This window comes from Blastococcus sp. SYSU D00669 (assembly GCF_054050715.1).
Window position 1 is genome coordinate 1 of sequence record NZ_JBJGZV010000052.1, and the last position, 14,028, is coordinate 14,028.

General features: G+C 76.1%; 14 protein-coding genes and 1 riboswitch. Of the genes, 9 read left to right on the forward strand and 5 right to left on the reverse strand.

All coding sequences use genetic code 11. From position 1 onward, the window contains the following. Positions 1–127: 127 nt before the first annotated feature. A complete protein-coding gene (locus ACI8AF_RS24815) occupies positions 128–1,147 on the reverse strand; it encodes a 1-aminocyclopropane-1-carboxylate deaminase (RefSeq protein ID WP_456542445.1) in 1,020 nt (339 codons plus the stop codon). Further along, positions 1,137–1,796: a GntR family transcriptional regulator gene (locus ACI8AF_RS24820; RefSeq protein ID WP_456542446.1), complete on the reverse strand. Its 660-nt coding sequence runs from the start codon at positions 1,794–1,796 to the stop codon at positions 1,137–1,139. The genes ACI8AF_RS24815 and ACI8AF_RS24820 overlap by 11 nt, the downstream gene beginning before the upstream one ends. 154 nt (positions 1,797–1,950) lie before the next feature. Between ACI8AF_RS24820 and ACI8AF_RS24825 the strand changes: the two genes are divergently transcribed. Next, positions 1,951–2,391: a rhodanese-like domain-containing protein gene (locus ACI8AF_RS24825; RefSeq protein WP_456542447.1), complete on the forward strand. Its 441-nt coding sequence runs from the start codon at positions 1,951–1,953 to the stop codon at positions 2,389–2,391. 83 nt (positions 2,392–2,474) lie between these two features. Here ACI8AF_RS24825 and ACI8AF_RS24830 read toward each other — a convergent pair whose 3' ends face one another. Together ACI8AF_RS24830 and ACI8AF_RS24835 are read right to left on the reverse strand one after the other, a co-directional pair. Next, the gene (locus ACI8AF_RS24830; RefSeq protein WP_456542448.1) at positions 2,475–3,023 is read right to left on the reverse strand and encodes a GNAT family N-acetyltransferase; all 549 of its coding nucleotides are present in this window, start codon (positions 3,021–3,023) and stop codon (positions 2,475–2,477) included. A 23-nt stretch (positions 3,024–3,046) separates the two neighbouring features. Beyond that, positions 3,047–3,559, reverse strand: coding sequence for a VOC family protein (locus ACI8AF_RS24835; RefSeq protein ID WP_456542449.1), 513 nt, complete (start codon positions 3,557–3,559; stop codon positions 3,047–3,049). A gap of 69 nt (positions 3,560–3,628) precedes the next feature. Here ACI8AF_RS24835 and ACI8AF_RS24840 point away from each other — a divergent pair, with 69 nt between their 5' ends. From ACI8AF_RS24840 to ACI8AF_RS24875, 8 genes are all read left to right on the forward strand, one after another. Then, on the forward strand, positions 3,629–5,089 hold the full coding sequence (locus ACI8AF_RS24840; RefSeq protein WP_456542450.1) for an aminotransferase class I/II-fold pyridoxal phosphate-dependent enzyme: 1,461 nt from the start codon (positions 3,629–3,631) through the stop codon (positions 5,087–5,089). 2 nt (positions 5,090–5,091) lie between these two features. Further along, complete coding sequence (locus tag ACI8AF_RS24845; protein ID WP_456542451.1) at positions 5,092–5,790, forward strand: Mut7-C RNAse domain-containing protein; 699 nt, start codon at positions 5,092–5,094, stop codon at positions 5,788–5,790. A gap of 96 nt (positions 5,791–5,886) precedes the next feature. Continuing rightward, a complete protein-coding gene (locus tag ACI8AF_RS24850; RefSeq protein WP_456542452.1) occupies positions 5,887–7,185 on the forward strand; it encodes an Nramp family divalent metal transporter in 1,299 nt (432 codons plus the stop codon). Between the two features lie 153 nt (positions 7,186–7,338). Continuing rightward, a riboswitch (TPP riboswitch) is annotated at positions 7,339–7,441 on the forward strand. Next, complete coding sequence (locus tag ACI8AF_RS24855) at positions 7,438–8,070, forward strand: ECF transporter S component (RefSeq protein ID WP_456542453.1); 633 nt, start codon at positions 7,438–7,440, stop codon at positions 8,068–8,070. Its footprint overlaps the riboswitch before it by 4 nt. Before the next feature lie 13 nt (positions 8,071–8,083). Continuing rightward, positions 8,084–9,526, forward strand: coding sequence for an ABC transporter ATP-binding protein (locus ACI8AF_RS24860; protein ID WP_456542454.1), 1,443 nt, complete (start codon positions 8,084–8,086; stop codon positions 9,524–9,526). Further along, positions 9,523–10,284 carry an energy-coupling factor transporter transmembrane component T family protein gene (locus tag ACI8AF_RS24865; protein WP_456542455.1) on the forward strand — a complete coding sequence of 254 codons (762 nt, stop codon included), beginning with the start codon at positions 9,523–9,525 and terminating at the stop codon, positions 10,282–10,284. Before ACI8AF_RS24860 ends, ACI8AF_RS24865 begins: the two co-directional genes overlap by 4 nt. A 10-nt stretch (positions 10,285–10,294) precedes the next feature. Then, positions 10,295–10,912 (forward strand): DUF1697 domain-containing protein, encoded by a 618-nt coding sequence (locus ACI8AF_RS24870; RefSeq protein ID WP_456542456.1) that lies wholly within the window; start codon positions 10,295–10,297, stop codon positions 10,910–10,912. 95 nt (positions 10,913–11,007) lie between these two features. Then, positions 11,008–11,451 (forward strand): ATP-binding protein, encoded by a 444-nt coding sequence (locus ACI8AF_RS24875; protein ID WP_456542457.1) that lies wholly within the window; start codon positions 11,008–11,010, stop codon positions 11,449–11,451. A gap of 10 nt (positions 11,452–11,461) precedes the next feature. On the opposite strand, the gene ACI8AF_RS24880 is transcribed toward ACI8AF_RS24875, so the two are convergent. Then, positions 11,462–14,005, reverse strand: a complete 2,544-nt coding sequence (locus tag ACI8AF_RS24880) for a SpoIIE family protein phosphatase (protein WP_456542458.1) — start codon at positions 14,003–14,005, stop codon at positions 11,462–11,464. Between the last annotated feature and the right edge of the window lie 23 nt (positions 14,006–14,028).

Here is a 14,028-nt window from a genome sequence, read left to right on the forward strand (position 1 = left end):
CCCCCCCCCCCCCCCCCCCCCCCCCCCCCCCCCCCCCCCCCCCCCCCCCCCCCCCCCCCCCCCCCCCCCCCCCCCCCCCCCCCCCCCCCCCCCCCCCCCCCCCCCCCCCCCCCCCCCCCCCCCCACCTCACGAGAAGAGGGCGCTGTAGCCGTTGAGCGCCGGCTGCCCGCCCAGGTGCGCGTACAGCACCGTGGACGACGGCGCGATCTCGCCGCGGCCGACCAGGTCGATCACCGCGGCCATCGACTTCCCCTCGTAGACGGGGTCGGTGACCATGCCCTCGGTGCGCGCGGCGGTCTCCATCGCCCGGATCGTCGTCTCGTCGGGGATGCCGTAGATGCCCGCGTGGTAGCGCTCGTCGAGCTCGACGTCGGCCGCGGTGAGCTCTCGCTGCACGCCGATCGCCTTGGCGGTGCGCTGGGCGATCCGCAGCACCTGCTCGCGGGTCTCGGCCGGCTTGGCGCTGGCGTCGATGCCGAGCACCCGCCGCGGCCGGCCGCCGGCCTCCTCGAGCTGGGCGAACCCGGCGACCATGCCGGCCTGCGTCGAGCCGGTCACCGAGCAGACGACGACGGTGCCGAAGAAGACGCCGAGCTCGGCCTCCTGCGCGGCCACCTCGTGCGCCCAGCCCGCGAACCCGTGCCCGCCCAGCGGGTGGTCGCTGGCCCCGGCCGGGATGGCGTAGGGCTTGCCGCCGCGCGCCTCGATCTCGGCGAGCGCGGCCTCCCAGCTCTCCTTGAACCCGATGCCGAACCCGGCCTTGACCAGCCGGACGTCGGCGCCGGCCAGCCGGCTGATCAGGATGTTGCCCACCTTGTCGTACACGGCGTCGGGCCAGTCGACCCAGCTCTCCTGCACGAGCACGCAGGACAGGCCGACCCGCGCGGCCACGGCGGCGACCTGGCGGGTGTGGTTGCTCTGCACGCCGCCGATCGAGACCAGCGTGTCGCAGCCCTGCGCGAGGGCGTCGGCGACGAGGTACTCCAGCTTGCGGGTCTTGTTGCCGCCGAACGCGATGCCGGAGTTCACGTCCTCCCGCTTGGCCCACACCGCGGCGCCGCCGAGGTGCTCGGTGAGCCGGTCGAGCCGGTGCACCGGCGAGGGGCCGAACAGCAGGGGGTAGCGGGGGAAGTCGTCAAGGCTCATCGGGGTCGTCCTCCAGTTCGGACAGCAGCGCCGTCCAGATCACGGTGGTGGTGGCGACGGCGGCGGCGACGTCACCGGCGGCGCAGGCGGCGATCAGCCGCTCGTGCAGGGCGATCGAGGGGTGTGCGTCGGCGGGGGCGAACCGCAGCCGCTCCAGCCGGCGGATCGCCGGGGTGAAGCGGTCCGCGGTGGCGCTGAGCGCCCCGTTGCCGGCGCGGGCGAGCAGGACGCCGTGCAGCTCGTCATCCGCGGCGAGCGCGGCGTCGACGTCCCCGGCGGCGACCGCGGCGGCGAACCGCTGGTTGGCCGCCCGCATGGCCGCGAGGTCGTCGGCGGTCACCCGGGCGGCCGCGGTCCGCACGGCCAGCTCGTGCATCGCCCGGACGACGACGGCGGCGTCGCGGACCTGGCGGACGACGAGCGGGGTCACCCGGGTGTGGCTCTGCGGCTTGGCCTCGACCAGCCCCTCGTCGGCCAGCCGCGCCAGCGCCGCCCGCACCGGCGCGACGGAGAGCCCCAGGCGGGCGGCCAGCTCCGCGTCCTTGACCACCGTGCCGGGCGCGAGGTCACCGGACACGATGGCGGCCCGGATCCGGTCGGTCGCCTGGTCGCGCAGCAGCACCCGGGCGACGGGGGCGAGCGCGGTCATAACTGACATTTCAGATGTCAGATGCCACCGCGTCAAGCCCCCGCGCTCGATCGCGATCGAGCGCGGGTGCTTCATCCCGACAATGCCCCGATCGTTGCGGTGGTTGGCAGGCGGGGACCTCGTGCGGACGGTGGCCGGGCCCCACCGTGAGCACATGTACGCCGACTGGGCCTCCCCCGCCGACGCCGCCGCCCACTTCGCGCACCGCCTCGCCGTGGAGACCGACGTCAGCGACGTCGCCGCGGCCCTGGGCAGCGGTGGGTTCGTGCTGCTGGACAGCCGCAGCGCCGAGTCGTGGGCGCAGGGGCACGTGCCGGGCGCGGTGCACCTGCCCGGACGGGAGATCCCCGCCCGCGCGGCCGCCGAGCTCGACCCCGCCGTCCCCGTGGTCACCTACTGCTGGGGACCGGGCTGCAACGGCGCCACCCGCGCCGCCCTCGCGCTGGCGCTGCTCGGCTACCGCGTGCGGGAGATGCTCGGCGGCTTCGAGTACTGGGCGCGCGAGGGCTTCCCGGTGGAGACCGCCGCGGGCGTGCGACGCGAGGACGTCGATCCGCTGACCGCCCCGCTGCCCGGCATCAGCTGCGGCTGCTGAGCCGCGTCAGCAGTCCCGTTCGGGCAGGGCCTGCTCAGCGCCGCCCCTGCCGCCGCCGCGTGAGCCCGCCGACGGCCCCGTCGTCAGCCCAGGGTGGGGACGGGGTCGTCGGCGAGGCGCGACCACAGCAGCTCGTCGTGCTCGACGCCGTCCCCGTACCGGTAGGAGCGGCGCAGCCGGCCCTCCTGCGTGAACCCGGCCTTCTCGGCGACGCGGCCGGAGGCGGTGTTCTCCACGGCGTGGCAGAGCTCGATCCGGTCGACCGGCAGCGCGGCGAACGCCCACCGGCAGACGGCGTCGACGACGAGCGGGGCGATCCCGCGGCCGCGCGCGGCGGCGGTCGTCCAGTAGCCGATCTCCGCGTCGGCCTGGCCCCGGTCGATCGAGTGCAGCGACACCGAGCCGAGGAGCTCGCCGCTGCCGGCGTCGACGACGGCCCACGAGGCGTGGTCGCCGCCGCTCCAGTCCATCCGGCCGCGGATCATCCGCAGGACGTCGTCGCGCGAGGCCGAGCCCGAGCCGTTCCAGAGCCGGATCGACGGGTCCTGCAGCGCGGTCCACGTGGCCTCGGCGTCGTCCTCCCGCCACGGGCGCAGCAGCACCGGGCCGACGGCCAGCTCGAAGGGCTCCACGGCAGCCGATCCTGCCGGGGAGCTCAGACCGGGATCGAGACCCCGACCCCGCCGCGGGTCCGCGCGCCGTAGCGCTCGATCTCGCGGTCCAGGTCCAGCGGCCGGATGGCCATGGCCTGCGCGCGGACCTCCTCGGTGATCAGGTCGGCCGGCAGCAGCCAGGAGACCTCGAACTCCAGGCCGTCGGGGTCCTGGGCGTAGAGGGCCTTGGTGGTGGCGTGGTCGGAGGCGCCGACCAGCGCGCCCGCCTGCACCAGCGCCTCGCGGACACGGGCGAGCTCGGCGAGCGTGTCCACCTCCCAGGCCAGGTGGTACAGCCCCACGGTGCGGCGGCCGGCCTCCGACGGCCCGGCGCCCGCGCCGATCGCGAACAGCCCGAGGTCGTGGTCGTTGGTCGAGCCCTCGGCCTGCAGGAACACCGCGCGTCCGGGGATCTCCGCGGCCACCCGGAAGCCCAGCACGTCCCGGTAGAAGGCGAGGCTGCGCGCCACGTCGCGCACGTAGAGGACGGCGTGGTTGAGGCGCTGGACCGGCATGGGACGAGCATCCCGCACCGTGCTTGAGTCCTCAAGCATCCCCTCGTCCGGTGCGGGTACGAGCGGGTCGTGAACCACTCGCGCGTACCCGTCCTCGAGGCCCTGCAGGAGTTCCGCCGGCGCGGCGACGTCGTCTACGGGCCGCCGGGGCACGAGCAGGGCCGCGGCACCGACCCGCGCGTCCTGGAGATCCTCGGCGAGGCGCTGTTCGCCGACGACGTCCTCTCGCTCACCGGCCTCGACGACCGGCGCCAGTCGCAGGGCATCGTCAGCCAGGCGCAGGGCCTCATGGCCGACGCCGTCCACGCCGACCACGCCTTCTTCTCCACCTGCGGCAGCTCGCTGTCGGTGAAGACGGCGATCATGTCGGTGGCCGGCCCCGGCGAGCGGCTGATGATCAGCCGCAACGCGCACGAGTCGGTGATCTCCGGGCTGATCATCAGCGGCGTCCAGCCCGTGTGGGTGCACCCGACGTTCGACCCCGAGCGCAACCTCGCCCACCCGCCGGAGCCCGACGACGTGCGCCGCACGCTCGCGGCGAACCCCGACGTCAAGGGGATGCTGCTGATCACCCCCACCGACTGGGGCACCTGCGCCGACATCGCCGGGACGGCGGACGTCATGCACGAGCGGGACCTGCCGCTGGTCGTCGACGAGGCGTGGGGCGCCCCCCTGCCGTTCCACCCCCACCTGCCGGCCTGGGGCATGGACGCCGGCGCCGACCTCGTGGTCACCAGCGTGCACAAGACGGGCGGCGCGGTGGAGCAGAGCTCGGTGTTCCACCTGCGCGGCGACCGGATCGACCCCGATGTGCTCAAGGCGCGCGAGGACCTGCTGGGGACGACGAGCTCCTCGGCGCTGGTCCACCTGACCCTCGACGGCTGGCGGCGGCAGATGGTCGAGCGCGGCGAGGTGCTGCTCGGGGTCGCGCTCGAGCGGGCCCGGCGCGTGCGCGCGGCGATCTCCGAGCTGCCCGGCATCGACCTGATGGACCGCGAGGTGGTGCGGCCCGGCGGGGCGTTCGACCTCGACCCGCTGGTCATGACCATGGACGTGCGCGGTCTCGGGATCACCGGCTACCAGGCCAGCGAGTGGCTGCGGGCCGAGCGGCACGTCGACATCGGCTCGGCCGACGCCTGCCGGATGAGCGCCCGCCTCACGCACGCGGACGACGACGAGACCGAGCGGCTCCTGATCGACTCGCTGCGGGCGCTGGTCGAGAACGCCGGCTCGATCCAGCGGCCGCCGGCGGTGGCCCTGCCCGAGCCCCGGGCGCTGGAGCTGGAGTCGGTCATGTCCCCGCGCGCGGCCTTCTCCGCCCCGGTCGAGCAGGTGCCGGTGGCGGAGGCGGTCGGCCGCGTCGTCGCGGAGCTGGTCACCCCGTACCCGCCCGGCGTGCCGGTGCTCGCGCCGGGTGAGCGGATCACCCAGGAGGTCCTCGACTACCTGACCACCGGCGTCGAGGCCGGCATGCTGCTGCCCGACCCGGCGGACCCGTCGCTGGAGAGCCTGCGGGTGGTCGCGGAGTAGACGTGGCGGACGTCGTCGTCCGGGTCGAGGCGTCGCTGGCCTTCCTGCTGCCGCCGCGCGACCGCGCGGCGCGGGAGCGCCGGCTGGCGTTCGACCCGGACGCGACGGTCGGCCACCTGGTGCAGGCCGCCGGCGTCCCGCTGACCGAGGTCGGGGAGCTGACCGTGGACGGCGCACCGGTCGGGCCTCCCGCCCGCACGACGCCCGGAGCCGTCGTGGGCGTCGGCGCGGCACCGCGGCCGCAGCCGGTCCCGGCGGGCGGCTTCCTGCTCGACGTCGGGCTCGGCGCGCTCGCCCGGCGGATGCGGCTGCTCGGCCTGGACGTCGCCTGGTCGAACGACGCCGACGACCCGTCGCTGGTGGAGCGGGCCCGCGCCGAGCAGCGGGTGCTGCTCACCCAGGACCGGGGCCTGCTCATGCGCCGCGCCCTGCCGGCCGGCGCACTGGTGCGCGGCAGCGGTGCGGACCCGCAGCTGGCCGACGTCCTCGACCGCTTCGCGCCCGCGCTGGCGCCGCTGACCCGCTGCACGGCCTGCGGCGGGCCGCTCGTCGCCGTCCCCAAGGCCGAGGTGGCCGACCGGCTGCCGCCGGGCACCCGGCGGACCTACGAGGAGTTCTCCCGCTGCACCGCGTGCGGGCGCGTCTACTGGCGCGGCGCGCACGCCCGGCGGATCGACGCGCTCATCGCCCGGGCGCGGTAGGTCGGCCCGCACGGGCCACGGCCTGGCCCCGGTGTGTCACGCGGGCCGGGCAGGGACAGGAGCGACCGCCCACCCGAGACCGCTCGCGAGGCCGCCGTGTACCTGTCGAAGACCGAGGCCGCCGTCCTGCCGACCATCCGGCTGGGCGCGCCCGACCGGCCGGCACCACCGCCCGCGGCGACCGGCCGGCGCCGGCTGTGGCCGCTGCTCGGGCCGGCCTTCGTCGCCGCCGTGGCCTACGTCGACCCGGGCAACTTCGCGACCAACTTCTCCGGCGGCGCGGCCTTCGGCTACACGCTGCTGTGGGTCATCGTCGCGGCCAACCTCATGGCGATGCTCATCCAGTCGCTGACCGCGAAACTGGGCATGGCCACCGGCCGCGACCTGGCCACCCTCTGCCGCGAGCGGCTGCCCCGGCCGCTGACCCGCGTGCTGTGGCTGCAGGCCGAAGCGGTGGCGATCGCCACCGACCTGGCCGAGATCGTCGGCGGCGCCGTCGCCCTCTACCTGCTCTTCGGCGTGCCGCTGCCGGTCGGCGGCTGCATCACCGCGGTCGTGGCGTTCCTGCTGCTGGCCGCCCAGTCCCGCGGGCACCGGCCGTTCGAGCGGGTGATCGCCGGGCTGCTGCTGGTCATCGGCGCCGGGTTCGTCTACACGCTGATCGGCTCGGGGGTCAGCCTCGGCGGGCTGGCCGGCGGGATGGTGCCCTCCTTCGACGGGCCGGAGAGCCTGGTGCTGGCCACCGGCATCCTCGGCGCCACGGTCATGCCGCACGTCATCTACGTGCACTCGGCGCTCACCCCGGGCCGGTACGGCGACGTCGTCACCGCCGGGCGGACGACGGCGGGACGGCGGCGGCTGCTGCGGGCGCAGCGGCTCGACGTGCTGCTGGCCATGGGCCTGGCCGGCCTGGTGAACGCCACCATGCTGGTGATCGCCGCGCAGCTGTTCAGCGGCGGCGCGCAGGCCGGCTCGCTGGAGACCGTGCACGCCGGGCTGGGCGACCGGCTGGGCGCCGGCGCGGCGGCCGCGTTCGGCATCGCGCTGCTGGCCTCGGGCTTCGCCTCGTCGTCGGTGGGCACGCACGCCGGGCAGGTGGTGATGGCCGGCTTCCTCCGGCGCAGCATCCCGGTGCTGGCCCGCCGCGCGATCACGCTCGCCCCGGCGCTGGCCGTGCTGCTGCTCGGCGCCGACCCGACCGAGGCGCTGGTCTGGTCGCAGGTGGTGCTCTGCTTCGGCATCCCGTTCGCGCTGGTGCCGCTGCTGTGGCTGACCAGCCGCCGCGACCTCATGGGCGGCTGGGTGAACCGGCGGGTCACGACCCTCGCCGGATCGGTCGTGGCCGCCCTGATCATCGGCCTCAACCTCTACCTGCTCGCGGGTCTGGTGCTCTAGCCCGGAAAGGCTCCTCGGGCCCGGTCGGCGGTGGCCCGGATCTCGTCGGCCACGTTCTGCTGCTTCGCACCGAGCAGGCCGCCGAGGTGGTCCGCTACCCCCTCGACCGCCTGTTCACGAGGAGGGAGAGATAGGCTCCACGCCACAACAGAACACGTCCGACAGGGGAGCGCCTAGGCGCTGAGAGTGCGGTCCGCCGCAGACCCTCGAACCTGATCCGGGTAATGCCGGCGCAGGGAGTCTGGAGGAACCATGGCCGACCAGGCCGTCCGTCCGTCGTCCGCCACCACCGACGCGCCCGCCCGCAGCCTGCGCTGGCGCACCGTCGACATCGTCGTCGCCGCCGTGCTCGGCGTCGCCTTCGGCGTCGTCTTCTGGGCGTGGAACCTCGTCTCCGAGACGCTGTCCACGCCGCTGGACTTCTTCCCGCCGATCAAGGGCCTGCTCAACGGGGTCTTCCTGATGCCCGGCGTGGTCGCCGGGCTGCTCGTGCGCAAGCCCGGCGCGGCGGTCTTCGCCTCGACCCTCGCCGCCGCGGTCAGCCTCCTGCTGGGCTCGCCCTACGGCATGATCATCGTCGTCTACGGCCTGGTGCAGGGCGCCGGCGGCGAACTCGGCTTCCTGCTCACCGGCTACCGCAGCTTCGGCTGGGGCACCGCGGTGCTCGCGGCGGTCACCGCCGGCCTGTCGACGTCGGTGCTCGACCTGTCGCTGTACTACCCGGTGTCGGCCGACTACCCGTTCTGGTCGTTCACCGCGCCGTACACCCTCACCACCGTGCTCTCCAGCGTGCTGCTGGCCGGCGTCGTGGGGCTCCTGCTGGTGCGGGCCCTGGCGCGCACCGGAGCGCTGAGCTCGTTCGCCGCGGGTCGCCGCCGCGTCTGACGCGGGCCCTGCGGTGAGGCCCTCGGACGCTCGTGCCCTGCCCGCTCCCGGTGGGCAGGGCACGAGCGGCCCGGCACGGCTGGTCGCCCGCGGCCTCGGCGTGCGGCACGCCTCCCGCCGCGCCTGGGCGCTGACCGGGATCGACCTCGTCGTCGAGCCCGGTGAGCGGGTGCTGCTCACCGGCGCCTCGGGGTCGGGCAAGTCGACGTTCCTCGCGGCGGTCGCCGGGATCCTCGAGGCCGAGGGCACCGAGGTGGCCGGCTCGCTGACCGTGGACGGCGAGCCGCCGCGGGCGGCCCGCGGCCGGCTCGGCCTGCTGATGCAGGACCCCGACAGCCAGCTGGTGATGACCCGCGCCGGGGACGACGTCGCCTTCGGGCTGGAGAACGCCGGGCTGCCGCCGGCGGGGATCTGGCCCCGGGTGGACGAGGCACTGGCGGCGGTCGGCTTCCACTACGGGCGCGGGCGGCCGACGGCGGCGCTGTCGGGCGGGGAGAAGCAGCGGCTGGTGCTCGCCGGGGCGCTGGCCCGCCGGCCGGGTCTGCTGCTGCTCGACGAGCCCACCGCCCAGCTGGACCCCGACGGCGCCGCGCTCGTCCGCGGCGCCGTCGCCCGCGCCACCGCCGACCGCGGCGTGACCGTGCTGGTCGTCGACCACGACGCCGAGCCCTGGCTGCCGCTGGTCGACCGGGTGGTCGAGCTGACGCCCGACGGCCTGGCCGAGCAGGGCCCCGGCTGGCGGCCGGTCCGGCGCACGGCGGGTCTGGTCCTCCCCCCGGCGGCGGACGGACCGGTCCTGCTCGCGGCCGACGGCGCCGGCTACGCCTACCGGGGCGCCCCCGACCCGGCCCTGGGTCCCACCGACGCCGTCCTGACCGCGGGGCGGGCGCTGGCCGTCACCGGGCCGAACGGCACCGGCAAGTCCACCCTCGCGCTCCTCCTGGCGGGCCTGCGGGCGCCGACCGCCGGGCGGGTCGAGGCCTCGGCCGAGCTGGCCGCAGGGGTGCGCAGGGGGTACCGGGAGCCGCACCGGTGGCGGGCCGGCGAGCTGGTGAGCCGGATCGGCACCGTGTTCCAGCACCCCGAGCAGCAGTTCCTCACCGGCCGGCTGCGCGACGAGCTGGCGCTGGGCCCGCTGCGCTCCGGCGGGCACGCCACCGCGGCGCGGGCGACCGCCGACGCGCTGCTGGAGCGGCTCGGGCTGACCGCCTTCGCCGAGGCGAACCCGTACACGCTCTCCGGCGGCCAGCAGCGCCGGCTGTCGGTGGCCACCGCGCTGGCCACCTCGCCCCGGGCCGTGGTGCTCGACGAGCCGACGTTCGGGCAGGACGCCGGGACCTGGCGCGAGCTGGTCACCCTGCTGGCCGAGCAGCGGGCGGCCGGCTGCGCGGTCGCCGTCGTCACCCACGACGCGGACCTGGTGGACGTCCTCGCCGACGACCGGGTGCAGCTGTGAGCTCGCTGGCGCTCGGGCCGGTGGCCGACGTCCGGCTCTCCCGGCTGAACCCGGTGGCCGGGCTGACCGCGATCGGCGTCGTCACCCTCGTGCTCCTCACCAGCCTCGACGTGGTCACGCCCGCGGTGCTGGTGGCCGCCGAGCTCGCGCTCTTCCCCTCCGCCGGCCTGACCTCGCTGCGCACGATCTGGGTGCGCACCTGGCCGGTGCTCCTGGGCGCGGGCACGGTCGGGCTGGTCAACGTGGTCCTGGCCGACGACGCCCCGCCGATCGCCGGTGTCGGGCTGGGCCTGCGCGTGGTGGGGCTCGCGCTCCCCGGGGTGCTCTTCGCGGCCTCGGTCGACCCGGTGCGGCTGGCCGACGCGCTGACGATCCACTGGCGGCTCTCGACCCGGTTCGCCTACGGCGCGCTGGCCGCCCTCCGGCTCGCCCCGCTGCTGGTCGCCGAGTTCGAGTCCCTGCGGCTGGCCCGGCGGACCCGCGGCGTCGAGGCCGGCCGCAACCCGGTGGCGGCGGTGCGCCTGCTCGCGGGCGTGGGGTTCGCCCTGCTGGTGGCGGCGGTGCGGCGCGGCTCGCGCCTGGCGACGGCGATGGATGCCCGCGGCTTCGACTCCGGCATCCGGCGGACCAACGCGCGCGGCTCCGTCGTCACCGGCCGGGACCGCGCGTTCGTCGCCGCCACCGTCGCCGTGTGCGCCGTCGCGGTGGCCCTCAGCGTGGCCGTGGGGGTCTGGGACCCCGTGTTCGTCGGCGGCTAGCCTGCCGGCCGTGGCCGCCACGCGCTACGTCGCCCTGCTGCGCGCGATCAACCTCGCCCGCACCCGGCGGGTGCCCATGCCGCGGCTGCGCGAGCTCCTCGGCGCGCACGGCTTCGGCGACGTCCGCACCCACCTGTCCAGCGGGAACGTCGTCCTCGACAGCGGCCTGGGCGAGGCCCGGCTGGCCGCGGAGCTGGCGCAGCTGCTGGAGCAGGGGTTCGGCTTCGCCGTCCCGGTCGTCGTCCGCACCGGGGCGCAGCTCGCCGACGTCGTCGCGGCCGACCCGCTCGGCGCGGTCGCGACCGACCCCGCCCGCTACTCCGTCACGTTCTTCCCCGAGGCCCCCGACCCCGCCCGGGTGGCGGCGGCGCCGCGGGTGCCGGGGGCCGAGGTCGAGCTGCGCGGCCGGGAGCTCTACCTGTGGCTGCCCGAGGGCCTCCAGGCCGCACGCGGGGTGAGGTGGGACGAGCTGCTCGGCGTCGCGGGGACCGACCGGAACTGGAACACCGTCACGCGGCTCGCCGAGCTCGCCCGGTGGGATCCGGGCTGCCGGACCGGCCGGTCCGTGGTGAACTCGCACCCGAGACGGATCCGCGGCGGGAGCACGGCGGTCACCCGTCCGGGGTGACACGCGTCCCATCACGTTTGGCGACCCTGCGTGGAACCCATACGCAGGTGTTCGGTCGTCGATCCCAGGCGGCCTCGGTGGCGAGGGGACAGCACGTGGCGGGCAGGACGGAGCCGGTCTGGCCGTCGGCGGCACCCCCGTCGGCGTTCGACGGCCTGTCCTGGCAGCTCACCGACGTCGCCGAGCTCCCCCGCGTCCGGCACGAGCTGCGCCGCCACGCCGCGACGACGGCGCTGCGGCACGACGCCCGCGGCGAGGACCTGCGCGACCAGCTGGTGCTCGCCCTGGACGAGATGGCCAGCAACGCGCTGCGGCACGGCGGCGGCCGGCAGGTCACCGCGGCGGTGCGGCTGACCGAGCAGGCCTACCTCATCGAGGTCACCGACGGCGCACCCTCCTCGCCACCCGTGCCGGCGGTCGACCGCGACCCGAGCGAGGGCGGGCTCGGCCTGTTCCTGATCGCCGAGCTCGCCACGCGCCACGGCTGGTACGCCGACGGCGCGACGAAGGTGGTCTGGGCGCTGCTCCCCCGCGGCTGAGGGCGGTCGCTCAGTCCTCGGCCGGCACGTCCGGCGGCACGTGGGCCGGGCCGGCCTCGACCGGCCGCGGCCGGTCCTGCGGGTGCAGCCGGATCGCCACGAGCGCGACGTCGTCCTGCAGGCCGTCGGGCCGCAGCCGGGCGATGAGCTGGTCGCACAGCTCGGCGAGCGGCCGGTCGGCGAGCTCTGCCACCGCCTCGCGCAGGCGGTCGATGCCCTCGTCGAGCAGCAGGTCGCGGCCCTCCACCAGCCCGTCGGTGTAGAGCAGGACGGTCGACCCGCGGGCGAAGGTCACGACGGACTCCGTGCGCGGAGCGGTGTGGTCGACGCCGAGCATGAGCTCGGCCCGGTCGGCCGCGAGCAGCTCGATCCGCCCGTCGGCGTGCAGCAGCAGCGGGGGCGGGTGGCCGGCGTTCGACCACCGCAGCCGCGTCACACCGGCCGCCTTCTCCTCCGGGGTCTGCTCGACGCGGCCGATCGCGGCGGTGGCCAGCGCGTGCATCTCCAGCCCGTGCACGGCGCGGTCGAGCTCGGTGAGGATCCGGGCGGGCGCGATCCCGTCGCGGTAGGCGATGCCGCGCAGCAGGCCCCTGAGCTGACCCATGATCGCGGCGGCCGCGGTGTCGTGGCCCACGACGTCGCCGATGACCAGCACCGCCGCGCCGTCGGGCTGCAGGAAGGCGTCGTACCAGTCGCCGCCGACCTGGGCCGCCTCCATCGCCGGGTGGTAGCGCACCACGATCTCGGCGTGGTCGGGCTCGGGCGGCGCGGTGAGCATGCTGCGCTGCAGCCCCTCGGCCAGCCGCCGCTGCTGGTCGTAGAGGCGGGCGTTGTCGAGCGCCAGGGCGGCCCGGTCGGCGACCTCCCGGGCCGCGGCGATGTCCTCGCCGTCGGCCGGTGGACGGTCGGCGCCGCGGTAGACGCTGAGCGCGCCGAGGGTCCGGCCGCGGGCGGTCAGCGGGAGCGCCACCGCGGTGGCCGGGGCCAGCTCGTCGAACAGCGGCCGCACCTCGGGTGCCATGCCGGGCAGGATCGCCGCCGGCACGTCGGGCACCACCATGACCCGCCCCTCGGCGAGAGCGGCGAAGATCGGGGCCGCCGGGTCGACCGCGGCCAGCCGCAGCTCCGCGTAGCGCGCCGTCGTCCCCCGGACGGCGGGATCGCGGTGCCAGCTGCCGACGTCGCGCATCCGGCCGTCCTCGTCGAGCAGGCTCACGATCGCCCAGTCCCCGAGCACGGGGACCACGGCCTCGGCCAGGTGCTGCAGGGCACCGCTCTCGTCCTGCCCGATCGTCTGCGAGAGCATCGCGCTGACCTCGGCGACCAGCGCCAGCCGGGTGGCGCTGCGCAGCGCCCGCTCCTCGGCCGCGCGGCGCTCGGTGATGTCGTGGAAGTAGACCGACAGACCGTCGGACCCCGGCCAGGCCCGCACCTCGTACCAGGCGTCGAGCGGCGGCGGGTAGTACGCCTGGAAGATCCGCTCCCCGCCGGAGCTCATCGCCCCGCGGTAGTGGGTCTCGAACTCGCTGCCGACGGCGGCCGGGAACAGCTCCCAGATGTCCCCGCCGATCAGCTCCTCGCGCGAGGCCTGCAGCAGCCGCTCGCCCTCGGCGTTGACGTAGGCGAACCGGAAGTCGCGGTCGAGGGAGAAGAACGCCGCGGGCATGGTCTCGAGCACGCGGGCCACGCGCGCGTCGGCGTCCCGCTGCTCGGTGGTGTCGTACGCCGCGCCGAGCAGCCGGACGGCGACCCCGCGGTCGTCGCCGACGGCCCGGCCGCGGGCGTCGATCCAGCGGATCTCCCCGCTGGGCAGGACGACCCGGTACTCGGCCTCGTAGGTGCCGCAGGTGTCGATCGCGTGCCGCAGCGCCTCGGACACCCGGGGCAGGTCGTCGGGGTGCAGCCGGTCGTTGAACGCCTCGATGCTCTCGGTGAAGGTGGCCCGGTCGTAGCCGAACAGCTGCACCAGCCGGTCGTCCCAGATGAGCCGGCCGGTGACGAGGTCCCAGTCGAAGCTGCCGATCTCGGCGGCGTCGATCGCCAGCTCGAAGCGCAGCCGGTGCGCCTCGAACTCGCGGGCCAGCGCCGACAGCTCCAGCTCGGTGGCGATCGAGTCGGCCATCTGCCGCAGCAGCCCAACGTCGCCCTCCCGCCACTGCCGCACGCGGCGGTCGGCGACCACGAGCGCCCCGACCACGTGCCCGTCGAAGCCGGACAGGGGCATGCCGAGGAAGGAGCCGACGCCGCGCTCGGTCACCGCCGACAGGCCCGCGGTGCGCGGGTCCGCGGCGGCGTCGTCGACCACCAGGGCCTCGCCGATGGCCGCCACCAGGGCGGCGACCGAGTCGTCCAGGGGGGTGGCGCTGCCGACGGTGCCGATGGGCAGGCCGGCGCCGCTCACGACGGACTCGGTGTCGCCGAGCAGCGAGATCCGCACCATGGGCGCGCCGAGGAGCCGCGCGACCAGCTCGGCGAGCCGCTGCAGGGGTCGCGAACCGGCTGCCGTCTCTTCCAGCCGGCGCACGGCGGCCAGGCGGCCGTCAGGCGAGCTCACGCCGGTTCCTTCCACGACTCCGT

What these genes read in the sequence shown, in the direction of transcription:
- ACI8AF_RS24835 (WP_456542449.1), bottom strand. Translation starts at nt 3,559, where the DNA reads ATGCCGGTCCAGCGCCTCAACCACGCCGTCCTCTACGTGCGCGACGTG.
- ACI8AF_RS24820 (WP_456542446.1), bottom strand. Translation starts at nt 1,796, where the DNA reads ATGACCGCGCTCGCCCCCGTCGCCCGGGTGCTGCTGCGCGACCAGGCG.
- ACI8AF_RS24815 (WP_456542445.1), bottom strand. Translation starts at nt 1,147, where the DNA reads ATGAGCCTTGACGACTTCCCCCGCTACCCCCTGCTGTTCGGCCCCTCG.
- ACI8AF_RS24855 (WP_456542453.1), top strand. Translation starts at nt 7,438, where the DNA reads ATGGCCGACCAGGCCGTCCGTCCGTCGTCCGCCACCACCGACGCGCCC.
- ACI8AF_RS24825 (WP_456542447.1), top strand. Translation starts at nt 1,951, where the DNA reads ATGTACGCCGACTGGGCCTCCCCCGCCGACGCCGCCGCCCACTTCGCG.